Origin of the sequence: Nonomuraea africana (assembly GCF_014873535.1) — a bacterium.
Classification (GTDB): Bacteria; Actinomycetota; Actinomycetes; order Streptosporangiales; family Streptosporangiaceae; genus Nonomuraea; species Nonomuraea africana.
In genome coordinates this window covers 2,496,672-2,517,532 of the sequence record NZ_JADBEF010000001.1, presented here as the reverse complement: position 1 = coordinate 2,517,532, position 20,861 = coordinate 2,496,672, and the positions used below count along the sequence as shown (strand labels likewise).

21 protein-coding genes are annotated in these 20,861 nt (G+C 71.5%); 9 read left to right on the top strand and 12 right to left on the bottom strand.

Annotation, left to right across the window (positions count from 1 at the left end; all coding sequences use genetic code 11):
* Positions 1–16: 16 nt before the first annotated feature.
* Complete coding sequence (locus tag H4W81_RS11710) at positions 17–1,450, bottom strand: MFS transporter (protein ID WP_192774830.1); 1,434 nt, start codon at positions 1,448–1,450, stop codon at positions 17–19.
* A 100-nt stretch (positions 1,451–1,550) separates the two neighbouring features.
* Entirely contained in the window at positions 1,551–2,000 is a 450-nt protein-coding gene (locus H4W81_RS11705) for a carboxymuconolactone decarboxylase family protein (RefSeq protein WP_225958564.1), read from the bottom strand.
* Between the two features lie 111 nt (positions 2,001–2,111).
* Between H4W81_RS11705 and sigJ the strand changes: the two genes are divergently transcribed.
* Positions 2,112–3,002, top strand: coding sequence for an RNA polymerase sigma factor SigJ (sigJ, locus tag H4W81_RS11700; protein ID WP_192774828.1), 891 nt, complete (start codon positions 2,112–2,114; stop codon positions 3,000–3,002).
* Positions 3,003–3,163: 161 nt separating this feature from the next.
* Positions 3,164–4,123, top strand: a complete 960-nt coding sequence (locus H4W81_RS11695) for a hypothetical protein (protein ID WP_192774827.1) — start codon at positions 3,164–3,166, stop codon at positions 4,121–4,123.
* Positions 4,124–4,183: 60 nt separating this feature from the next.
* Here the strand turns inward: H4W81_RS11695 and H4W81_RS11690 are convergent, their stop codons facing one another.
* Positions 4,184–4,603, bottom strand: a complete 420-nt coding sequence (locus H4W81_RS11690; RefSeq protein WP_318781680.1) for a GDSL-type esterase/lipase family protein — start codon at positions 4,601–4,603, stop codon at positions 4,184–4,186.
* On the opposite strand from H4W81_RS11690, the gene H4W81_RS49250 reads away from it, so the two are divergent.
* Complete coding sequence (locus H4W81_RS49250) at positions 4,559–4,867, top strand: hypothetical protein (RefSeq protein ID WP_192781466.1); 309 nt, start codon at positions 4,559–4,561, stop codon at positions 4,865–4,867. The genes H4W81_RS11690 and H4W81_RS49250 overlap by 45 nt on opposite strands.
* Here the strand turns inward: H4W81_RS49250 and H4W81_RS11680 are convergent.
* The gene (locus H4W81_RS11680; RefSeq protein WP_225958563.1) at positions 4,864–6,030 is read right to left on the bottom strand and encodes a serine hydrolase domain-containing protein; all 1,167 of its coding nucleotides are present in this window, start codon (positions 6,028–6,030) and stop codon (positions 4,864–4,866) included. The genes H4W81_RS49250 and H4W81_RS11680 overlap by 4 nt on opposite strands.
* Positions 6,031–6,466: 436 nt before the next feature.
* Here H4W81_RS11680 and H4W81_RS11675 point away from each other — a divergent pair, with 436 nt between their 5' ends.
* Complete coding sequence (locus tag H4W81_RS11675) at positions 6,467–6,898, top strand: type II toxin-antitoxin system PemK/MazF family toxin (RefSeq protein WP_192774824.1); 432 nt, start codon at positions 6,467–6,469, stop codon at positions 6,896–6,898.
* A gap of 109 nt (positions 6,899–7,007) precedes the next feature.
* Here H4W81_RS11675 and H4W81_RS11670 read toward each other — a convergent pair whose 3' ends face one another.
* From H4W81_RS11670 to H4W81_RS11660, 3 genes are read right to left on the bottom strand one after another with little or no spacing between them, the layout of a single operon-like run.
* Positions 7,008–7,415, bottom strand: coding sequence for a cupin domain-containing protein (locus H4W81_RS11670; protein WP_192774823.1), 408 nt, complete (start codon positions 7,413–7,415; stop codon positions 7,008–7,010).
* The gene (locus H4W81_RS11665; RefSeq protein ID WP_192774822.1) at positions 7,416–8,237 is read right to left on the bottom strand and encodes a phosphoenolpyruvate hydrolase family protein; all 822 of its coding nucleotides are present in this window, start codon (positions 8,235–8,237) and stop codon (positions 7,416–7,418) included.
* Positions 8,234–9,634 carry a Tm-1-like ATP-binding domain-containing protein gene (locus H4W81_RS11660; protein WP_192774821.1) on the bottom strand — a complete coding sequence of 467 codons (1,401 nt, stop codon included), beginning with the start codon at positions 9,632–9,634 and terminating at the stop codon, positions 8,234–8,236. Before H4W81_RS11660 ends, H4W81_RS11665 begins: the two co-directional genes overlap by 4 nt.
* 61 nt (positions 9,635–9,695) lie before the next feature.
* Here H4W81_RS11660 and H4W81_RS11655 point away from each other — a divergent pair, with 61 nt between their 5' ends.
* The 4 genes from H4W81_RS11655 (at position 9,696) to H4W81_RS11640 (ending at position 14,138) form a co-directional block, all read left to right on the top strand.
* On the top strand, positions 9,696–10,745 hold the full coding sequence (locus tag H4W81_RS11655; RefSeq protein ID WP_192774820.1) for an NAD(P)/FAD-dependent oxidoreductase: 1,050 nt from the start codon (positions 9,696–9,698) through the stop codon (positions 10,743–10,745).
* Positions 10,746–10,920: 175 nt separating this feature from the next.
* Complete coding sequence (locus H4W81_RS11650; RefSeq protein WP_318781679.1) at positions 10,921–11,484, top strand: DUF3152 domain-containing protein; 564 nt, start codon at positions 10,921–10,923, stop codon at positions 11,482–11,484.
* 14 nt (positions 11,485–11,498) lie between these two features.
* Positions 11,499–12,893 carry a carboxylesterase/lipase family protein gene (locus tag H4W81_RS11645; RefSeq protein ID WP_192774818.1) on the top strand — a complete coding sequence of 465 codons (1,395 nt, stop codon included), beginning with the start codon at positions 11,499–11,501 and terminating at the stop codon, positions 12,891–12,893.
* A gap of 123 nt (positions 12,894–13,016) precedes the next feature.
* Entirely contained in the window at positions 13,017–14,138 is a 1,122-nt protein-coding gene (locus H4W81_RS11640; RefSeq protein WP_192774817.1) for an MBL fold metallo-hydrolase, read from the top strand.
* A gap of 44 nt (positions 14,139–14,182) precedes the next feature.
* Here the strand turns inward: H4W81_RS11640 and H4W81_RS11635 are convergent, their stop codons facing one another.
* Positions 14,183–15,376 (bottom strand): RNA-guided endonuclease InsQ/TnpB family protein, encoded by a 1,194-nt coding sequence (locus H4W81_RS11635; protein ID WP_192774816.1) that lies wholly within the window; start codon positions 15,374–15,376, stop codon positions 14,183–14,185.
* Positions 15,377–15,486: 110 nt separating this feature from the next.
* On the opposite strand from H4W81_RS11635, the gene H4W81_RS11630 reads away from it, so the two are divergent.
* Positions 15,487–16,404 carry a pirin family protein gene (locus H4W81_RS11630; protein WP_318781678.1) on the top strand — a complete coding sequence of 306 codons (918 nt, stop codon included), beginning with the start codon at positions 15,487–15,489 and terminating at the stop codon, positions 16,402–16,404.
* A 6-nt stretch (positions 16,405–16,410) separates the two neighbouring features.
* On the opposite strand, the gene H4W81_RS11625 is transcribed toward H4W81_RS11630, so the two are convergent.
* Genes H4W81_RS11625 through H4W81_RS11610 form a run of 4 tightly spaced genes read right to left on the bottom strand, consistent with a single transcriptional unit; the run spans position 16,411 to position 20,860 of the window.
* Entirely contained in the window at positions 16,411–17,346 is a 936-nt protein-coding gene (locus H4W81_RS11625; RefSeq protein WP_192774815.1) for an ABC transporter permease, read from the bottom strand.
* On the bottom strand, positions 17,343–18,272 hold the full coding sequence (locus H4W81_RS11620) for an ABC transporter permease (RefSeq protein ID WP_192774814.1): 930 nt from the start codon (positions 18,270–18,272) through the stop codon (positions 17,343–17,345). The genes H4W81_RS11625 and H4W81_RS11620 overlap by 4 nt, the downstream gene beginning before the upstream one ends.
* On the bottom strand, positions 18,265–19,806 hold the full coding sequence (locus H4W81_RS11615) for a sugar ABC transporter ATP-binding protein (protein ID WP_192774813.1): 1,542 nt from the start codon (positions 19,804–19,806) through the stop codon (positions 18,265–18,267). Before H4W81_RS11615 ends, H4W81_RS11620 begins: the two co-directional genes overlap by 8 nt.
* Positions 19,793–20,860 (bottom strand): ABC transporter substrate-binding protein, encoded by a 1,068-nt coding sequence (locus tag H4W81_RS11610; RefSeq protein ID WP_192774812.1) that lies wholly within the window; start codon positions 20,858–20,860, stop codon positions 19,793–19,795. Before H4W81_RS11610 ends, H4W81_RS11615 begins: the two co-directional genes overlap by 14 nt.
* Position 20,861: the final 1 nt, after the last annotated feature.

Sequence of the window (20,861 nt, the reverse complement as noted above, 5' to 3'; positions counted from 1 at the left end):
GTTTTCGCCTGCGATGTCAAGCGGCCTGATCGGTGCGCCGCTTGAGCGTGAGGGCCGCGACGAGGACGGCCGCCAGGTAGAGGGCGCCGCCTGCGAGGATTCCGGTGGTGTAGCCCTGGGTGAGCGCGTCGGGAGCCGGAGTCCCGGTCGGTTGGGTCTGAGCGGCGGCAGTCGCGATGGCGGCCAGTACGGCGAGGCCGAGCGCGCCGCCGATCTGCTGGGTGGTGTTGATCAGCCCGGAGGCGATGCCGGTGTCCTGGTCGGCGACGCCGCGTACGCCGGCGATGGTGACAGCGACGGTGACGAGGCCCAGCCCGATGCCTGCGGCCAACTGGGCGGGCAGCAGCACGGTCAGGGCGTTCTGGTCAGGGGTGAGCAGGCTGAACCAGGCCATGCCGACGGCTGCCAGCAGCAGCCCCGTCATCGTGACGGTCCGATCCGAGGTGCGAGCCAGCATCGGAGGACCGACAGCGCCGGCGCCGATGCCGATGCCGATGGCGAACGGCAGGTAGGCCAGGCCGGTGAGCATGGGCGCGTAGCCCTTGATCACCTGCATGTAGAGGGTGAGGAAGTAGAAGGTGGCCAGCATGCCGCCGCCCATGAGGAACATGACGAGGTTCGCCCCGAGCCTGCCGCGATCGGCCAGCACCGTCGGCGGCAGCATCGGCGTCGTGCCGCGGCGCTGGATCAGCACGAAGATGATCAGCAGTACGGCCGCGACGGCGTCGAACGTGAGGGCGAGACCGTCGCTCCAGCCTGTTTGGCCGGCGCGGTTGATGGCGAAGACGAGCGAGCCGAGGCCGAGGGTGGCGGTGATCGCGCCAGGCAGGTCGAGACCGCCCCGTTCGCGCTCTCCCTCGACCAGCACGCTCGTGCTGAGCAGTACGGCGATGGCGAACGGGATGTTCACGAACATGATCCAGCGCCAGCTGAGGTATTCGGTGAGCGCGCCGCCGAGCAGCAGGCCGACCACCGCGCCGAGCCCGCCCATCGCCCCGTACACGCCCAGCGCCTTGTCGCGGGCCGGTCCGGCCGGGAACGTGGTGGCCAGCAACGACAGCGCGGTAGGCGCGACGACCGCGGCGCCCAGACCCTGCAGCACGCGAGCGGCGATCAGCACCGTCCCGTTGCCGGCCAGCCCGCCGAGCAGCGACGCCAGGAGGAACACGACCAGCCCGAGGCGGAACAGCCGTCGGCGGCCGAACAGGTCGCCCGCCCGCCCGCCGACCAGCAGCAGCCCGCCGAAGGCGAGCGCGTAGGAGGTGAGCACCCAGTTCAGGTCGGACTCCGCCATACGCAGCGCGTTCTGGATACTGGGCAGGGCGACGGTCACGATGGTGCCGTCCAGCACGATCATGAGCTGCGCCGCGGCGATGACCAGGAGCGCCAGGCCGAGCTTGCGTCGTGCAGGCGGCGGGGCGGTGAGGTTGGCTTCCTCGTGCAGAGACATGCGACTTTCCCAAGTGTGTGTGGAGAGGGCTCTTGGGGTTGTGCGCCCCAAGAGCGGTTGTGGTGCGCGGGTTCAAGGCAGCCGCGCTGCCGGGTGCCGATCAGGTCCAGGTCGTGCCAGCCTGCTCCTTGATGGTGGCGTTGATGGTGTTGAAGAAGGCGCCGGTGGCGATGTAGAGGATCAGAGCCGCGCGCTGCCGCTCGTCGTAATGGGCGGCGAATTCCTCCCAGAGCTCGTCGGAGACCGCGTCTCCTGGCCGGTCGGCGAGCCTGGTGGCGGCCTCGACCAGTGCCAGCGCGGCCCGTTCCGCGTCGGTGAAGAACGGGGTCTCCCGCCAAGCCGGCAGCGCGAGCAGCCGCTCGTCGCTGACGCCGGCCTCCCTGGCGCCGATGGCCTCCACATGGACGCAGGCGCCGCCGCCATTGATCTGGCTGGCCCGCAGCCCGACAAGCGCCATCGTCTGCTCCGGCACGCCGCCCTGGCCCATGGACTTCATCAGGAGCTGAATGCCCTGCATCGTGTCAGGAAGGACGTATGCCGGGTTCCTCATCCGTGCTTGCATGGTGATTCCTCCGCGAGGTGTCTCGATGTCCGTGGTGGTCACACCGACGGGGTTTCGTTCGTCACCGCTATGACGGACCCCGACAAGAGGACGTGACCGATGAACGAGCAAGAATTTCTCGCGAACCGATTCGAGGCACACCGCACCCATCTGAAAGCGGTGGCCTACCGGATGCTGGGCTCCCTCGGCGAGGCTGACGACGCCGTCCAGGAAGCCTGGATACGGCTCAGCCGTACCGACACCAGCGAGGTGGAGAATCTGGGCGGTTGGCTGACCACGGTCGTGGGCCGGGTCTGTCTTGACATGCTCCGCTCCCGCACCGCGCGGCGCGAGGACCCGCTGGAGGCGCATCTGCCGGACCCGATCGTGAGCCATGCCGACAGGGTCGATCCTGAGTACGAGGTGCTGGTCGCCGACTCGGTCGGGCTGGCGCTGTTGGTGGTGCTGGAGTCGTTGAATCCCGCCGAGCGGCTGGCTTTCGTACTGCACGACATGTTCGGGGTGTCGTTCGATGAGATCGCCCCGATCGTGGGGCGCTCACCGATCGCGGCCAGGCAGTTGGCCAGCCGCGCCCGCCGCCGCGTGCGGGGCGCGGCCCCGGTGCCCGACCCCGATCTGACCCTCCAGCGCCAGGTGGTCGACGCGTTCCAGGCCGCCGCGCGCGCCGGCGACTTCGGGGCGCTCGTCGCCGTGCTCGACCCCGACGTGGTGCTGCGCGCCGACCGCGGCGCGATCCCCGAAGGCGGTTGGACGGAGATCCACGGCGCGGCGGCCGTGGCCGGGCAGGCGAGCACCTTCCAGCGGTTCGCGTCGGCTTACTCCACGCAACCGGCTCTGGTGAACGGCGCGGCGGGGCTTGTCAACACAGTGGAAGGGCAGCCGATGTCGGTCATAAGCTTCGCGATCGCGAACGGAAAGATCGTCGCCATCGACATCCTGGCCGACCCCGCCCGCCTTCGCCGGCTCCATCTGGCGGTCCTGGACGCCTGACGAGCGACTCAGCGACGTACCCGGCAGGCCTGGCCGGTCGACCGACCCTGACCGGCTGGCCCGCATCGACCTCACTGGCCTGGAGCGGTGACTCCTCCCGTCGGTCACCTGTTCGGCCGAGCGCGGTGGCGTTTTCCAGGGAAAACTGGCACGCTGCCGCGGTGATCCACATTCCGTACCTGGGCTCCGGGCCGTACTGCTACTCGAGTTCGCTGGCCATGATGATGGGAGCCGACGCGCCCGAGCCGGCTGTGATCGAGACCGTGACCGGCAGCCCGTTCGGCATGCAGCTCGTCGGCGGCACACTGCCGTTCTTCGACCCCTACGGCTGGACACCGGAGACCGGCGTGGAGGACGCCCTGACCGCCCTCGGCTGGACCGCGCGCACACTCAGCGGAGGTGACGCGGACAGCGCGCTCGACCGGCTCGCCTCGCTGCTGGAGGGCGGGCCGGTCATGGTCGGCCCGGTCGAGATGGGACACCTGCGCTATCAGCCAGGCAAAACCGGCCCCATCGGGGCCGACCACTACCTCATCGCCCTCGACGTCGAGGGCGACCACATCACCCTGCACGACCCCCAGGGCTACCCCTACGCGCAGCTGCCGCTGACCGACTTCATGGATGCCTGGCGCGCCGACACGGTCGAGTACGGCCGGCCATACACCATGCGCACCGGCTTCACCCGGGTCACCGACATCAGCGCCACCACCGCCGTCACCGCCACCCTGCCCCGCGCGATCACCTGGCTCACCGCCGACCCGGAGCTGCCCGCGCCTCCGGGCAGCCTCGCCAACGGCCAAGCCGCCCTCGCCCTCGCTGACCGGCTCGACGCCCGCGACGAGGAACTACGCGAGCACCTCATCCACTTCGCCGTCCGCGTCGGCGCCCGGCGCCTCGCCGACGCCGCCACGTGCCTGCGCCGCGTGGGATGCACCGCCGCGGCAGCCACCCTGGCCCGCCAGGCCCGCCTCGTCGGCGCCCTGCAGCACCCCCTGGCCACCGGCGACACCCGCACCGCCGCCCAGACCCTGCGCGCCCTGGCCCCAACCTACGACATCCTGCGCACCGACCTGGAGCACACCCTCGCCACCGCATCACCACCCACACACTCCCCGTGGTGAACGGCCGGAGGGTGGCGACGAAGGTTCGCGCGGAAAGGGGATGTGACCGATGGCCTCTGGTTAGAGGGCGGCCAGGTCGATGGCGTCGGCCATGGCCTGGTATCCGGCGTCGTTGGGGTGCACGCCGTCCTCGGAGGTCAGGGCGGGGTTGGGCCCTGGCCTTTGCGGGTCGGCAGGATGGGGATCGACCAGAGCGCGGTCGAAGCCGGCCACCGCGTCGAAGGCGCCGCTGCTGCGGATCCAGGTGTTGACCTCCTCGCGGACGCTCTCACCGTGCGGGCTGTAGAAGTAGGTGCCGTGGATGGGGGTGATGGTCGCGCCGATCGCCTTGATCCCCCGCTGGTGCGCCGCCTCGATCATGTTTCGCAAGCCCTTGATCAGCTCGGCGGCGGTCACCACCGGGTTCGGCCTGCTGCACTCGTTGTCCCACAGCGGGTGGCCGAGATCGTTCAGGCCGCCCTGGATGATGACGCTGCGCACGCCCGGCTGGTCGAGCACGTCACGCCCGAAGCGCGCCTGTTCGCTTTCGCCGAAGCATGGGCGCTCTGGTGGTCGAAGCCCTTCTGCGACACGTTGGGGGAATTCACTCCCGGGTTGGGCGGTTGGGGCGCGGCGCCCCACGCGCCTGCCCAGCGCGGCTGCGCCGAAGCGGGCGCGGCAGGCACGATCAAACAGGCAAGCGTCATCGCAAGCAGTCGTTTCATGGTGATCCTTCGAGGTGTTCGGGCGGATGGCTCGCGCTAGGCGCTTGCGGTGGCTGCTCGCACAACCGCGGCTGCCAGCCGGTGGTTCTCCGGGGCGTGGAAGCCGAAGGCGGCTCGACGGCGGGTGTACCCGTAGGCGACGCCGGTGATGGGGTCGGCGAATGCCTCCGATCCCGCGGAGCCGTCGTGGCCGATGGCGTTCGCGCTCAGGAACGGGTAGGACATGCCCACGGCCTTGAAGCCGAGGGCGTACTGGGCCCGCTCGCCGCCCACGAGGTCCTTACCCGTCGAGTGGATCATGGAGAACTCGGCGAGGGTCTCCGGCTCCAGCAGCGGGGCCTGGCCGTCCACCTCGGAGATGGCGGCCGCGTACAGGGCCGCCAGTCCGCGGGCGCTGCCCACCCCGCCGCCCGAGGCCTGGCCCAGGGCGCGCACGATGCGGTGGTTGGGGAAGTCCAGCACGTCAGCAGGCTGGAAAAAGCTGAAGTTGTAGGAGATCCCGGCGATGCTGTGCGGGCTGATGGCGCCTGGCGCGACCCAGTTCGCCTCGAACGCGGCCTGCTGTTCCGGCGCGGCCTGCCACGGCAACACCGGCAGGTACCGGGGTTCGAGCGCCTCGGGCAGCCCCAGATACAGATCCAGCCCGTACGGCGAGCGGATCCGCTCCTCAAACAGCTCCTGGATCGAGCGCCCGGTGACGCGGCGCACCACCTCGCCGACGATGGCGAAGGTCACGAAACCGCCGTAGCCGTGGGCTGACCCCGGCCTCCACAGCGGCCGCTGACCCGCCATCCGCTTGGCGATCAGCCGGTCGTCGGCGAGCTCCGCCAACGGGAACCCGCCCTCCGCCCCCACCAGTCCGGTGCGGTGTGTGAGCACGTCCCGGACGGTGATGCCGCCCTTGCCGGCGGCGGCGAACTCCGGCCAGTAATGCGCGACCGTCTGGTCCAGGCCGAGCACCCCGTCCTGCACGAGCAGCGCGACGACCAGGGTCGCGGCGCCCTTGGTCGAGGAGAAGACCCCGGTCAACGACTCGCCGCTCACCTCCTCTCCGGCCCACAGGTCGACCACCCGCCGGCCGCGCACGTAGGCCGCGAGCTGCGCGCCCGACTCTCCCCGCTCCTTGGCCACGACCGCGGCGAACTCCTGCCGCACCTCCTCGAAGCCTTCCGCCACAGTGCCCTGTACCTGGATCTCGTTCAACGTCATGTCCCTTTGCCGATCGGTTACGACGCCATCCCCCTTGGGGGCTGCGTCCCTCACCGCTCTGACGGAACGCGGCCGGCGAACGTGACCGACAGGCGAGCACGACCGACCTTTTGTGACGTGGACGACCATGCTCGGTCGGACCAGGACCCGTCCTGACCTTGGTCGGCGCCGGTAGCGGTCAGTTCATGGGCTGATCGAGGCGAGCAGGTTCAACACGAGCGATTGCGCAGACCAGCACGGGCGCGGCGGGCCGACCTGGGCCTCCTTTGAACATCCACTGAACCCCTCATCCGGGGGCAGGAGGGTGTCGACGATGGCGAGCGCGAGCGCGTACGGATCGGCTGTGGGGCCGGAAGGCCGGCCTGCTGCCATGAGGTGAGGTCGACAAGGTCATGACCGTGGAAAGCGGGGTGTGGTCTAGGCTCCGAATGTGCGAGATCACCAGGATGACCCGCGCCCGCTGCGTGGCGCTGTCAAAGAGATCTACTCGATCGATCGGGCCGCGGCCCTCGCCTACTCTCCCGACCTGGACGGCATGGCCGACCCAGGGGAGATCGTGTGGGCCTGGGTGCCTTACGAGGAGGACCCGGATCGGGGCAAGGACCGTCCGCTGCTGGTGGTGGGGCGGCACGGGCGCAGGCTGCTCGCCATGATGCTGTCGAGCCGGGGCGACGAGGGTCCGGAGTGGCTCGAGCTGGGCTCGTGGGGCAGCGACGGGCGGGTGTCGTATCTGCGGCTCGACCGGGTGTTCGCGCTGGACGAGGACGACATCCGGCGGGAGGGGGCCGTGCTGCATCGCGACAGGTTCGCGGTGGTGGCGAAGACGCTCATGCGCACGCACGGGTGGGCCGCCGACGGGTGAGGGACCTGGCGCCAGCCCGCCGCCGTTCGGGGCTGCGTACGCCGCCACCCCGTTCGGACCCGGCGCACCGCCGCCACCCGTTCGGTCCCGGCGCGCTGGGATCGAACGCTCAGGCCTGGCGCCACTCCGCGACTGTGCCGGCCTCGTGCAGGCAGTAGTCGGGGGCGCCCTCCAGCGCCTTCTCCTCCCCGCCAGGCGTGTACGTCACGATCAACCGCAACGGCCGCCACGTGGTGTTGAACGTCGAGTGGAAGGCCCCCGCCGGGATGTGCACCGTGTCCCCCTCCCTGATGGGGAACGGCTCGCCGTCGTCGACCATCTGCGTCGCCTCACCGGAGATCACGTAGATGATCTCCTCGGCTTTCGGGTGGTTGTGCCGGGCGTGGCCGCGTCCGGGATTGACGATCACCTCGCCGAGCGTGCTGCCCGCCCCCGGGATCGCGGACGGTGTGACGAACCACTTGATCGACCCCCAGTCGAAGGTCATCGTGGGGACCTGGGAGGGGCTCACGAGCATCTAGATCTCCAGATTCTTGAAGGCGGCCACCTGCGCGGTGATGGCGAGCTCGGTGGGCAGCCGCTCGACGGAGGAGGCGCCGAAGAAGCCGACCACCCCCTTGGTGCGGGCCAGGACATAGGCGGCGTCGGACGGCTCGGCGATGGGCCCGCCGTGGCACAGCACGAGGATGTCCGGCCTGATCTCGGCGGCGGCGTCGCGCATCTCCTGGACGGCGGCCACCGCCTGGTCCAGGGTGAGGGCGGTGCCCGCGCCGATCGAACCCTTGGTGGTGAGGCCGACGTGCGGCACCAGGACGTCGGCGCCCGCCTCGGCCATGGCGCGGGCCTGGGCGGCGGTGAAGACGTAGGGGGCGGTGACCAGCTCCCGCTCGTGCGCCAGCCGTATCATCTCGATCTCGAGGTCGAAGCCCATGCCGGTCTCTTCGAGGTTCTGCCGGAAGACCCCGTCGTACAGGCCGACGGTCGGGAAGTTCTGCACGCCGGCGAAGCCCATGTCCTTGAGCGTGTCGAGGAAGCGCGGCATCACCCTGAACGGGTCGGTGCCGCACACCCCGGCCAGGACGGGTGTGTCACGCACGACGGGCAGGACCTCGCTCGCCATCTCGACGACGATCTGGTTGGCGTCGCCGTACGGCAGGAGCCCGGCCAGGGAACCGCGGCCCGCCATCCGGTAGCGCCCCGAGTTGTAGATGATGATGAGGTCGACGCCACCGGCCTCGGCGCACTTGGCCGACAGGCCGGTGCCGGCGCCCGCGCCGATGACGGGCTTGCCTGCGGAGACGGTACGGCGAAGCCGTTCGAGTACGGTCTGGCGGTTCATCCCTCACCCCTGATCAGGTCGTGCAGCCGGTCGGCCATCGCGCGGCCGAACTCCGGGTCGTTGATGTGCAGGTCGAGCCGTGTCGTGCCGGGGAAGTCACCGAGCGCCGCGAAGCACGCGTCGTCGGCCTTGGGGTCGTGGAACGGCAGGCCGGGCGCGTCGAGCGCGGAGACGCCGCGGAGCGGGACGAACAGGGCGGTGGGCCCGGTGGCGGCGGCGAGCTTGGCGACGACGCGGCGGCCGAGCTCGGCCATCTCGGCGGGGGTGGTGCGCATGAGCGTCACGGTGGGGTTGTGGACGTACAGGTTCCGGTCGGAGAAGCGCTCGGGAACCGTCGAGCGCGGCCCGAAGTTGACCATGTCGAGCGCACCGGGGGCGACCACCTGGGGCACGCCGCGCCGTCCCGCCGCGGTGAGCCGGTCGGGCCCCGCCGAGAGCACACCGCCGACCAGGTCGTCGGCCAGTTCGGTGGTGGTGAGGTCGAGCACGCCGGCGAGCAGTCCGTCGGCGGCCAGTGCCTCGAGGGCGCGGCCGCCCGAGCCGGTGGCGTGGAAGACGAGCACCTCGTAGCCGAGCTCGGTGAGGCGTTCGCGGGCGGCGTCGACGGCGGGCGTGGTGACGCCGAACATCGACGCCGCGACCAACGGCCGCTCCCCCTCCGGCGGGGCCCCCGCAAGCGAAGCGCTCGTAGCCGACGGCCCCGGAGCCGAAGGCCCCGCAGTCGGAACCCCTGAGCCGGCGCCACCAGCGGGGGCGCCGGCCGAGGACGACGTGGCCGGGGAGGACCAGCCCGCGGAAGCGGCCGCCGAAGACGCAGCGGCCTCGGATGCGGCGGCCCAGGCGGCGGCCATGCCGGCGATCGCCGCCGCCGCGTTGCCCAGGATGAGGCGGGAGACGCGGTTGATCCCCGCGATGTCGACCACGCTGTACATGATCGTGACGTCCTTCGCCCCGACATAGGGCGAGACGTCCCCCGACGCCATCGTGGAGACGATCAGTTTGGGCAGCCCGATCGGCAGGTCGCGCACGGCCCGCGCGGCGATCGAGGACCCGCCGCTCCCGCCGACCGCGAGCACTCCGTCCACGCGTCCTTCCTCGAGCAGTTCGGCCAGCACCTTCGCCGCGCCCTCGCCCATCACGGTGACGGCCGCTCCCCTGTCGCCCGCCGCCCGCAGCTCGGCGAGGTCGGCGCCGCCGGCGGCGGCCACGCGCACGTTGGAGACGTCCTCGGCCGACGCGGTGGCCGGCGCCCCGAACGAGCTGGCCGGGCCGGTGCTCTCCTCGCCGACGCCCGCGTCGACGATGATCACCTCGCTGCCGAGCTCGGTCAGCCGCTCCCGCAGCCAGGCGTATTCGCGGCCCTTCGTGTCGATCGTGCCGATGAGGACGACTGCCACCTGCGCCACCTCCGCTTCGAGGGTTCCATGCCCAACCTAACCCGTCTGAGATCATCGGGACATGAGGATCACCGTGATCGGGAGCGGAATTGTCGGGGCGGCCGCCGCCTACCACCTGGGCCTGAGGGGCGTGGGCGTGACGGTCGTCGACGGTGGCCAGGCGGGTGCGGCGACGGCCGCGGGCGCGGGCATCGTCTGCCCGTGGGTCGATCACGAGGATGACGACGACTGGTACCGGCTGACCGTCGAGGGCGCGCGCCACTACGCCGAACTACCGGCGAGCGTGGGCCACGCCAGGGTGGGCGCGCTGCTGGTGGCCGAGGACCCGGCCGAGCTGGAGCCGGTGCGGGCGCTGCTGGCCACCAGGTACGCCGACGCCCCCGAGATGGGCGAGATCACCGAGGTGGCCAGGCCCGCGGAGCTGTTCCCGCCGCTCGATCCGAAGCTGTCGGCCCTGCACGTGCCGGGGGCGGCCCGCGTCGACGGCCGCGCGGTGCGCGACGGCCTGCTCCAGGCCGCGGTACGGCAGGGCGCCACGGTCCACGGCGGCGCCGCCGCCCTCACCGCCGACGGAGCGGTGACGACCGCCGAGGGTACGCGGCTGGAGGCGGACGCGGTGATCGTCGCCGCAGGGGCGTGGACCGGGCAGGCGTGCCGGCCGCTGGGCGTCGATCTGCCCGTCTTCCCGCGAAGGGGCCAGATCGTGCACGCCACGGTGGAGGGCGCCGACACGTCGGCGTGGCCGATCGTGCTGCCCAGGCGAGGGCCGTACCTGCTGGGCTTTCCCGGAGGGCGGGTGGTCGTGGGGGCGACGGTGGAGGAGGTGGGCTTCGATCCGCGGATCACCGTGGCGGGTCTCGGCGAGGTGCTGACCGCGGGGCTGGCCGTCGCGCCGGGCCTGGCGGCGGCGACGGTCACCGAGACCAGAGTGGGTCTGCGTCCCGTGATGTCCACCGGCAGGCCGCTCATCGCCAGGGTCGCCGACAGGGTGGTCGCGGTGACGGGGCTGAGCGCGTACGGCCTGACCGCGGGGCCGTACGCCGGCCTGCTGGCCGCCGCCCTGGCCCTCGGCGAGGAGCCTGCGATGGACCTGGCGCCCTTCGCCGTATGATCAAGTTCTCCCCCGATGGAACGATCATCTGGGGGATGACGTGCGCGTTGTGGCGCTGGGCGCGGTGGCCCTCCTACTGGCCGGTTGCGCGTCTCTGCCTACCTCGGGCCCGGGGCGCCGCCCCGCCGTCTCCGCCGGACCCAAGCGAGCGCAACCGCCGCACGGGGGCGCGCCGGTGCCGTACGTGAAGGTGCCGAGAAGGGCGACCGGGCGCTACGCGGTGGTCGCGGGCACGGACGCGCCGAGGAAGGGCCGCGGGCCCGTGGTGCGCTACCTGGTCGAGGTCGAGCGCGGCCTGCCCTTCGACGGCGAGGACTTCGCCGCCAGCGTGCACGCCACGCTGAACGATCCGCGCGGCTGGGGCCGCTTCCTACGTGTCGACCACGGCCCCGTACGGCTCAGCGTCGCGCTGACCAGCCCCGTCACCACCAACCGCGAGTGCCGGCCGCTGCGCACGGGGGGCGAGCTGTCGTGCTGGAACGGCCGCAGGTCGGTCATCAACGCGCTGCGCTGGGCCACGGGCGTCGAGCAGTATCGCGGCGACCTGGAGGGCTACCGCCAGTACGTGATCAACCACGAGGTCGGCCACGGGCTCGGTCACCACCACGTCCACTGTCCCGGCCGCGGCCGACCCGCCCCCGTCATGATGCAGCAGTCGAAGTCGCTGCAGCGCTGCCTGCCCAATCCGTGGCCGTTTCCGCCCAGCGGAAGGAGGGCTTCCGACCTCTCCGGGAGGTGATCAGACTGACGGTCATGGTGCACACAACGGCAGGAAGGGTGCGGGGCACGAGAGAGGGCGATCTGTCCGTCTTCAAGGGCATCCCGTTCGCCCTGGCCCCGTACGGCGAGCACTGGCTGGCGGCTCCGGTCCCCGCCCGACCGTGGGACGGCGTGCGCGAGGCGACGGCGTTCGGCCCCAGGCCCGCCCAGGTCGCCATCGCCCCCGGCGTGCCCGAGTGGAGCTCGGCCGAGGGCCTCGAGTGCCTCACGATCAACGTCTGGACACCCGACGAGGGCGGCTCCGGCCTGCCGGTGATGGTGTGGATCTACGGAGGCGCCTACCAGGCGGGCTCGGCCGACCTCGGCGAGTACGACGGCGCGCTGCTGGCGGCCGAGGGCGTGGTGGTCGTCACCTTCAACTACCGCGTCGGGATGCAGGGCTTCGGCCACGTGGAGGGGGCGCCCGCCAACCGGGGTCTCCTCGACCAGGTGGCGGCGCTGCGCTGGGTGCAGGAGAACATCGCGGCCTTCGGCGGCGACCCGGGCCAGGTCACGATCTTCGGCGAGTCGGCGGGAGCCGGTTCGGTGGCCGCGCTGATGTCGATGCCCATGGCGCGCGGGCTGTTCAGGCGCGCGATCGCGCAGAGCGTGCCGGGCACCTTCTACAGCACCGCCTACGCGCGAAGGGTGACGCACGAGCTGCTCGTCGGCCGGTCGGCGCATGACTGCTCGCCCGAGGAGCTGCTGGCCGCCGCGCGCCGCTTCGCCGCGCGCCGCAAGGGCGTGACGGTGCCGTTCTCGCCCGTCGTGGACGGCGAGGTGCTGCCGGCGACGCCGTGGGAGGCCTTCGCGGACGGCGCCGGCAGCGAGGTCGAGCTGGTCGTGGGATTCAACCGCGACGAGTTCAGGATGTTCGCCGCCATGGCCCCGCCCGCGACCGAGCGCGACCTGGCCGAGGCGCTGAAGGAGTTCGCGCTGCCCGACGCCGACGTCGTCTACCGCACCGCGCATCCGGACGCGGACGCCGTCGAGCTGTACAACGTCGTGCTGTCGGACTGGCTGTTCAGGATGCCGAGCGCGCTGCTCGCCGACGCGCACGCGGGCCCCACCTTCGCCTACGAGCTGACCTGGGCGCCGACCGAGCTGGGCGCCTGCCACGCCCTCGACGTCCCGCTCACCTTCGGCACCGTGAACGGCGCGCTGGCCGGGTGGATCATCAGGGGCGCGCCCGAGGCCGAGGCCATGTCGAGGCAGTTCCGCACCGCGTGGACGCGCTTCGCCAGGACGGGAGATCCCGGCTGGCCCGCCTACGAGCCGGTGGCGGCCTCGACCCACATCTTCGACGTGGAGCCCTCGGATGTCCGCGATCCGGAGGCGGCCTCCAGGGCGCTGTGGTCGGAGCGCGGCTTCCCGCTGATCGACGAGTAGGCTGACCTGACGATCACCCCCATCGCTCACCCCAACATATCGCGATATATCGTCGTAGCCAGGAACACGTGGGCCTCCGGGAGCAGTTGTCCTGGAGGGAGACTGATTTCTGGAGTGTGAGCGATGGCAGGTATGCGGACGGTACGGCGGGCTCTCGCGGGCGGTGCGGCCCTGGCCGTGGCCGGATGGGCGTTGCGCGATGTCCCGGCCGAGCTCGGCGTGCGCCCGCTGACCTCGGGCGAGGAGCGCGCGAGCAGGATCCGCAGCTCCCCGCAGTTCAAGGACGGCGTCTTCCACAACCCGATGCCCGAGCCGACCAGCCTCGCCGCGCCCTCGCCCGGGCTGCTCAGGGAGCTGGCCAAGGACAGGGAGTCGCGCCGTCCGCCGGGGCCGATCCCGCTGCGCACGCCCCCCGTGGGTGAGCCGCCCGCCACGGGACTGAACGCGGTCTGGTACGGCCACGCCTCCACGCTGGTCGAGATCGAGGGCAGGCGGGTGCTGTTCGACCCGGTGTGGAGCGACAGGGTCTCGCCCACGAGGTTCGTCGGCCCCCGGCGGCACCACCCGCTGCCGGTCCCGCTGGACGCGGTGCCCAAGGTCGACGCGATCGTGATCTCCCACGACCACTACGACCACCTCGACCTGGCCACCGTGCGCAGGCTCACCCGCATCTCCAGGGCACCGTTCCTGGTCCCCCTCGGCATCGGCGCGCACCTGGAGCGCTGGGGCGTCCCGCTGTACCGGATCGTCGAGCTCGACTGGGAGGAGGAGACCACGGTCGCCGGCCTGCGGTTCGTCGCGACGGCCGCCCGCCACTTCTCGGGGCGTTCCCTCCGGCGCAACGACACGCTGTGGGGCTCCTGGGTCGTCGCGGGCGCGCACCGGCGGGTGTTCTACGCGGGCGACTCGGGCTACTTCGAGGGCTATGCCAAGATCGGCGCCGACCACGGCCCCTTCGACCTGACCCTGATGCCGATCGGCGCCTACAACGCGGCCTGGCCCGACATCCACATGAACCCGGAGGAGGCGGTGAACGCGCATGTCCAGCTGGGCGGATCGCTGCTGCTGCCCGTGCACTGGGCGACGTTCACGCTGGCGCTGCACCCGTGGTCGGAGCCGGTCGACCGGCTGTGGCGCGAGGCCAAGGCGCGCGACGTCGACATCGTGGTGCCGCGCCCTGGGGAGCTCGTCGACACCGCTTCCCACCCGGCCGTGGACGCCTGGTGGCAGGCCCTACAGTCGTAGGTTGACATCCTCCCCCGCCTAAGGCGAGGGATTCCAACCCGTCCCTACACTGTGAGGAGGACAGGTTGAGGTTCGCGGTTCGTCCGCTCCGGCAACCCGGAGCGTCCCCGCGCAACCACCGCATGCCCTGCGGCGGTATCGCGTATGTTTCTGGCCGCGTTCACGTCGGCGTTGGCGGCGTATCCACAGGACCGGCACCGAAAGGCGGCTTGGCTCTCGCGCGCCTTGGCATCCACGATCCCGCACGCCGAGCAACGCTGGCTCGTGTACGCAGGGTTGATCTTCACGACCCGTCCGGGTGCCTTGTGCTCCAGACGTTGCACGAGCCGGCCCCAGCCGGCGGCGAGGATGCCCCGGTTCAAGCCCGCCTTGGCCGCGACGTTCCGGCCGGGCACCCGCAGGGTGCCCTTGGCCGACCGGATCATGCTGGAAATCTTGAGATCCTCGACGGCGATCACATCGAAACGCCGGGCCAGGTCGGTGCTGGTCTTCTCGACCCAGTCCTTGCGCCGGTCCCTCTCACGCGCCTTGAGCCGGGCGATCGCGGCTTTGACCTTCGCCCGGCGGTTCGAGCCGCGCTCGGCTCGGGCCAGCCTCCGCGACAACCGCACCAGCCGGGCCTGTTCCGCCTCCCGCAGCGCAGGCGCGCGCAGCAGCTCGCCGGTCGACAGCGCCGCCGACACGGCGACACCCCGATCCACGCCCACCACCGCGCCCGTGCCGGGCGCGGGGATCGGCTCGGGGATGGCGGCGAACGCGAGGTGCCAGCGCCCCGCCGCATCCCGGGTGACCCGGTAGGACTTCACCCCTTCCGGGACCGAGCGCGACCAGCGAAACCGCACCCACCCCACCTTCGGGATCTTCACCGCGCCCACGTGGCGAGACAGCCGCCGCACGTCGGCGGGCCTGACCGCGACGATGCGGAAGCCTTCACTTTGCCCGCGCCTGCGCCACGTCGGTTTGCGGTGGCTGTGGCCGAAGTAGTTGGCCGTCGCCTGGGCGAAGTCCTTGAGCGCCTGCTGCTGGACGATGATCGATCCGGCGCGCAGCCACGCGAACGCCGCCCGAGCCTCCGTCAGCTGACGGCACTGCTCGGCGAAGCCCGGCGCGCTCTTACGTCCGAGCTTCCAGTGCCGGTGCTGCTCCACGGCCAGATTCCACACAAACCGGGCGTGCCCGCAATGCTCGGCCAGCACCTGCTCCTGGGCAGGCGTCGGCTGAAGGCGGTAGCGGGGCATGCCGATCAACCTACCGACCGCCACCGACAAAATCTGGAGATCGAAGTGCCCCTCTGCACCGCATTTCCTTCCCGCCCTGAAGGACGGGGCCTCCACGCTGTAGGTCTCTCGTGAGCAACGTGGAGCAGGACCCGCGCGAGCTGGTGTGCGCGGCGGGCGAGCCGGTGCGTGAGCTGGTGACGGGCCACCAGGTCGCCCTCGGCGGGCCGCGCGCCATGACGGTGACCCGCACGCTGCCCGCCGTGGGCAGGCGCATGGTGGGCGCGTGGTGCTTCGTCGACCACTACGGTCCCGAGACGACCGCGATGAGCGTGCCACCGCACCCGCACACCGGCCTGCAGACCGTCACCTGGCTGGTGTCGGGCGAGGTCGTCCACCGCGACAGCCTGGGCAGCCTCCAGCTGGTACGGCCGGGCCAGCTCAACCTGATGACGGCGGGGCGGGGCATCTCGCACTCGGAGCGCTCTCCCGAGATGGAGCTGCACGGCGTGCAGCTGTGGGTGGCGCTGCCCGACCACGCCAGGCAGGTGCCGCCGGGCTTCGAGCATCACGCCGACCTGCCGGTGGCGCGCGGCGCCTCCTACGAGGCGACGGTCCTCATGGGTGCCTTCGACGGGGTGCGCTCGCCCGCCGGCGCGTACACGCCGCTGGTGGGCGCCGAGGTGTCGGTCGACGGCCTGGCCGAGCTGCCGCTGGCGCCAGGGTTCGAGCACGCCGTGCTGACGCTGACCGGATCGCTGACCGTCGACGAGACCGCGCTTCCCGTGGGTCCGCTGCTCTACCTCGGTCAGGGGCGCTCCTCGGTGCCCGTGTCGGGGAGAGGACGGCTGCTGCTGATCGGCGGCGAGCCGTTCGAGGAGCAGATCGTGATGTGGTGGAACTTCGTGGGCCGCTCGCACGAGGAGATCGAGGCGTTCCGCAAGGAGTGGTCGGAGGGGGCGCTGTTCGGCACGGTCGCCGACGGCGACCCGCTGCCCGCCCCCGCGCTCCCGACCGCCCGGCTCAAACCGCGCGGCCGGGTCCGCTGACGGCGGTCAGTTCAGCCGCTGGGCCTTGCTGAGCAGGCGCTGGGCGACCACGACCAGGGCCAGGAAGGCGCCGCTGACCACCTGCTGGAAGGAGGAGGTCAGGTTGCCGACCTGGTTGATGAGGCTCTGGATCACCCCCAGCAGCAGCACGCCCGCCACGGTCCCGGTGATCCCGCCCGCGCCTCCGGTCAGCAGCGTGCCGCCGATCACCACGGCGGCGATCGCGTCGAGCTCCAGTCCGATGCCGAGGATGGTCACCCCCGACGACAGCCTGGCCGCGTTGAGCGCTCCCGCGAGCCCTGCCAGCAGGCCCGACATCAGGTAGACCTGCACCTTCGTGCGCGCGACCGGCACGCCCATCAGGGCGGCGGCCTGCTCGTTGCCGCCCACGGCGTAGACGTTCTGCCCGAAACCGGTCCGCTGGAGGAGCACCATCGCGGCCAGGGCCAGCCCGATCGTGATGAAGACGGGGTAGGTCAGGCCGAGCGAGGCGAAGGCGGCGTCCTTCACCAGGTAGGTCGTGGCGCCCTCGTCGGAGATGGCCAGCATGAGGCCGCGCACGCCGAGCAGGCCCGCCAGCGTGACGATGAAGGGCGCCATGCCGGTCCTGGCGATGATCAGTCCCTGCGCCAGCCCGACCAGCCCGCAGGCGGCCAGCGGCAGGACCAGGGCGACGAGCAGGCCGTACTGCGAGCCGTAGGCGGCCAGCACCCCGCCGAGCACGAACAGCGAGCCCACGGACAGGTCGATCCCGCCGCTGATGATGACGAACGTCATGCCGATCGCGATGATCGCCAGGAAGGAGGAGGAGACCAGGACGCTGGCGGCGTTGCCCGCCGTGGCGAAGGTGTCGAAGGCGAGGCTGCCCACGATGACCAGCACGGCCAGCACCATGACCGCGCCGTGCTGCTGGAGCGTCCTGCTCAGCTTCTCGGAGTTCATCGGGTTCCCCGCTCCCTGGTGGCGTACACGGCGGCAAGGATGATGACCGCCTGGACCATCTGGGTCCACGACTGCGGCAGGTTGTGCTTGATGAGCGTCGCCGACAGCAGCTGCATGAGCAGCGCGCCCATGACCGTGCTCAGCACCCTGATGCGGCCGCCGGTCAGCGGCGTGCCGCCGACCACGACCGCGGTGATCGCCGACAGTTCCATGAACAGGCCGAGCGAGGTCGGGTCGCTGGCCTGGAGCCTGGCCGTGGCCAGCACTCCGGCCAGCGCGGCGAGCAGTCCTGAGATGACGTAGACGGTCAGCAGCACGCGCTTGACCGGCAGGCCGGACAGCTCGCTGGCGGCCCTGTTGCCGCCGATGGCGACGACCTGGCGGCCGAAGGTGGTGCGGCGCACCAGGAAGGTCATCACCAGCGTGAGCGCGGCGGCGATCAGCACGATCACCGGCACGCCCAGCACCGCGCTGCTGCCCAGCGCGATCAGGTCGGGGTTGCGGAACTCCACCAGCTGCGGCACCAGGACGTTGGCCACGCCGCGCACGCCGACCAGCAGGGCGAGCGTGGCGACGATGGGCTGCACGCCGACGTAGGCGACCAGCGCCCCGCCCGCCGCCCCGAAGACCGCGCCGCCGACCAGCGCGGCCAGCAGGGCGGGCAGCGCGCCGTACCCGAGGTAGAGCACGACCAGCGCCGCGGCCAGCGACATCACCGAGCCGACGGACAGGTCGATGCCCTGGGTGCCGATGACCAGCGCCATGCCGAGCGAGACGATCACGATGGGGGTGACCTGGACCAGCTGGGTGCGGAAGTTGGCCGCGTCCAGGAAGTAGGGCGTGAACAGCACGTTGAACAGCAGCAGGACCGCGACCGCGACGTAGACGCCGTAGTCGCGGGCCCACCGTAAGGCGCGCTCATTCATCGGACTGCTCCGCGATCGTCTCCATGATCCTCTCCTCGGTCACCTCGTCGCCCGACAGCTCCCCGGCGACCGCGCCCTCGCGCAGGACGAGGATCCGGTCGGCCCCCTCGACCAGCTCCTCCAGGTCGGAGGAGATGAGCAGCACGCCGAGCCCTTCCCCCGCCAGCTCGTCGATGAGCGCCTGCACCTCGGCCTTGGCGCCGACGTCGATGCCGCGCGTGGGCTCGTCCAGCAGCAGCACCTTGGGCCGCACCGCCAGCCACCTGGCCAGCAGCACCTTCTGCTGGTTGCCGCCCGACAGCTCCGACACCAGCTGGTACGGCGAGGCCGCCTTGATCCGCAGCCGCCGCATGAAGATCTCCACCACGCGGTCGATCCTGGCCTCGGACACGACCCCCGCCGTCGCCAGGGCGGGCAGCGCGGCCAGCGCGATGTTCTCCCGGACCGAGAGGGTCGGCACGATGCCCTCGGCCTTGCGGTCCTCGGGCAGCAGGCTGATCCCCGCCCTGATGGCGAGCGAGGTGGAGCCGCCGCGCAGGGGCCGTCCAGCGACGAGGACCTGCCCGCCGTCCAGCGGGAGCGCTCCGACGATCGCCTTGGCGGTCTCGCTGCGGCCCGCGCCGAGCAGGCCGCCGAGCCCGACGACCTCGCCCTCGCGGACGCTGACGTCGACGCCCGACAGGACGTGCCGCCTGGTGAGACCGCGCGCCTCGACCAGCGGCCGGCGGCCGTTGCCGGCGGCCTCGCCCGACGCGGCGCGGCGGGTGAACCTGGTGGAGCCCTCGGCGCGGATCTCGCCGAGGTCGCGGCCGAGCATCAGCGAGATGAGCCTCAACCGCTCCAGCCCCTCGATGGCGCCCGTGTGCACGACGCGGCCGTCGCGCAGCACCGTCACCCGGTCGCAGACCCGGTAGAGCTCGTCGAGCCGGTGGCTGACGTAGACGACCGCGATGCCCTGCTCACGCAGCCGCCTGATCACCCCGAACAGCGTCTCGACCTCGCGTGGCTCCAGCGAGGAGGTGGGCTCGTCCATGATGACCACGCGGGCGTCCACCGAGACGGCCCTGGCCAGCGCGACCATCTGCTGCGCGCCCATGCCGAGCGTGCGCAGGGGCCGCCTGACGTCGGTCTCGACGCCGTAGCCCGCCAGGAGGCGCTCGGCCTCGCCGTACAGCCTGGCGGTGTCGATGACGCCGAGGCGGCCGCGTGGCTCGCGGCCGAGCAGCAGGTTGCGGGCCACGCTCATCATCGGGACGAGGTTGACCTCCTGGTAGATGGTGGAGATCCCGGCCCGCTGCGCCTCCATCGGGGTGGCGAAGCCCGTGTCGGCGCCCCGGTAGCGCAGGGTCCCCTCGTCCGGCCGGTGGACTCCGGTGAACACCTTGATCAGGGTCGACTTACCCGCTCCGTTCTCCCCCACGAGGGCGTGCACCTCGCCGGCGCGCAGGGCGAGGGAGACGTCGTCGAGGGCGAGCACCCCGGGGAACCGCTTGACGATTCCCCGGGCCTCCAGCACCGGCTCAGTACGCTTCACCGAGCGAGTCCTTGGCGTTGCTCTGGTCGTAGTCGCGGTCGGAGATGATCACCTTGTCCGGGATGGGCCGGCCTTCCAGGAACTTGCCCGCGGTCTCGAAGGCGAGCGGGCCGAAGCGCGGATTCGACTCGATGACGGAGTAGAGCCAGCCGTCCACGATGCCCTGGACGGCGCTGCGGGTGCCGTCGATAGAGACGATCTTGATGTCGCCGGGCTCCTTGCCGGCGCCCTTGAGCGCGGTGACCGCGCCCAGCGCCATCTCGTCGTTCTCCGCGTAGATGCCGTTGATGTCGGGGTTGGACTGGATGAGCTGCTCGGTGACCTGCTGTCCCTTCTCGCGGGCGAACTCGCCGGTCTGCTCGAAGGAGATCTGGATGCCGGGCGCCTTCTCCTTGACGCGGTCCTTGAAGCCGGCCGTCCGCTCGGTCGTGACGTTGTTGCCGGGCGCACCGAGCAGGATGGCGACCTTGCCCTTGCCGCCGAGCGCTTCGATCATCCGGTCGGCCGCGCGCTTGCCCTGCTCGTAGAAGTCGGAGCCGATGAACGTCAGGTAGTCGGTGCAGGCCCTGGCGTTGATCTTGCGGTCGACCGTGATGATCGGCACCTTCTTGGCCGCCGCCTGCTGGAGCACCGGCTCCCAGCCGTCGGAGTTCAGCGGCGCGATCACCAGCAGCTGCGCGCCCTGGGCGATGAGCTGCTGCACGTCGGTGATCTGCTTGGAGAACTGCGACTGGGCGTTGGTGACCTTGAGGTGGGCGATGCCGAGCCTGGCCGCCTCGTCCTTGATCGACTTGGTCTCGGCGATGCGGAACGGGTTGGCCTCCTTCTCCGACTGGGAGAAGCCGACGACCGCGCTCTTGAGGTCGAACTTCTGTCCGCCGAACCGCTGCAGCGTGCACGTGGGCCCGGCCGTGCCGCTGGACGACTGCACGACCTGCTGCCCCGCGGTGCTCGCGGGGCTGGGCGGGCTCGCGCTCTGCTCGGCCTTGGCGCACCCTGCGGCCGCCAGGAGTACGGCCAGCGCCAGGGCCGCCGCACGGGGGTGGGGGGTCATC

Excerpts from the sequence above, each read along its gene's own strand:
- H4W81_RS11665 (WP_192774822.1), bottom strand. The coding sequence starts at position 8,237 with ATGAACCGCCAGACCGTACTCGAACGGCTTCGCCGTACCGTCTCCGCA.
- H4W81_RS11620 (WP_192774814.1), bottom strand. The coding sequence starts at position 18,272 with ATGAATGAGCGCGCCTTACGGTGGGCCCGCGACTACGGCGTCTACGTC.
- H4W81_RS11635 (WP_192774816.1), bottom strand. The coding sequence starts at position 15,376 with ATGCCCCGCTACCGCCTTCAGCCGACGCCTGCCCAGGAGCAGGTGCTG.
- H4W81_RS11645 (WP_192774818.1), top strand. The coding sequence starts at position 11,499 with ATGGTGCACACAACGGCAGGAAGGGTGCGGGGCACGAGAGAGGGCGAT.
- H4W81_RS11655 (WP_192774820.1), top strand. The coding sequence starts at position 9,696 with ATGAGGATCACCGTGATCGGGAGCGGAATTGTCGGGGCGGCCGCCGCC.
- H4W81_RS11610 (WP_192774812.1), bottom strand. The coding sequence starts at position 20,860 with ATGACCCCCCACCCCCGTGCGGCGGCCCTGGCGCTGGCCGTACTCCTG.
- H4W81_RS11705 (WP_225958564.1), bottom strand. The coding sequence starts at position 2,000 with ATGAGGAACCCGGCATACGTCCTTCCTGACACGATGCAGGGCATTCAG.
- H4W81_RS11625 (WP_192774815.1), bottom strand. The coding sequence starts at position 17,346 with ATGAACTCCGAGAAGCTGAGCAGGACGCTCCAGCAGCACGGCGCGGTC.
- sigJ (WP_192774828.1), top strand. The coding sequence starts at position 2,112 with ATGAACGAGCAAGAATTTCTCGCGAACCGATTCGAGGCACACCGCACC.
- H4W81_RS11640 (WP_192774817.1), top strand. The coding sequence starts at position 13,017 with ATGGCAGGTATGCGGACGGTACGGCGGGCTCTCGCGGGCGGTGCGGCC.
- H4W81_RS11670 (WP_192774823.1), bottom strand. The coding sequence starts at position 7,415 with ATGCTCGTGAGCCCCTCCCAGGTCCCCACGATGACCTTCGACTGGGGG.
- H4W81_RS11710 (WP_192774830.1), bottom strand. The coding sequence starts at position 1,450 with ATGTCTCTGCACGAGGAAGCCAACCTCACCGCCCCGCCGCCTGCACGA.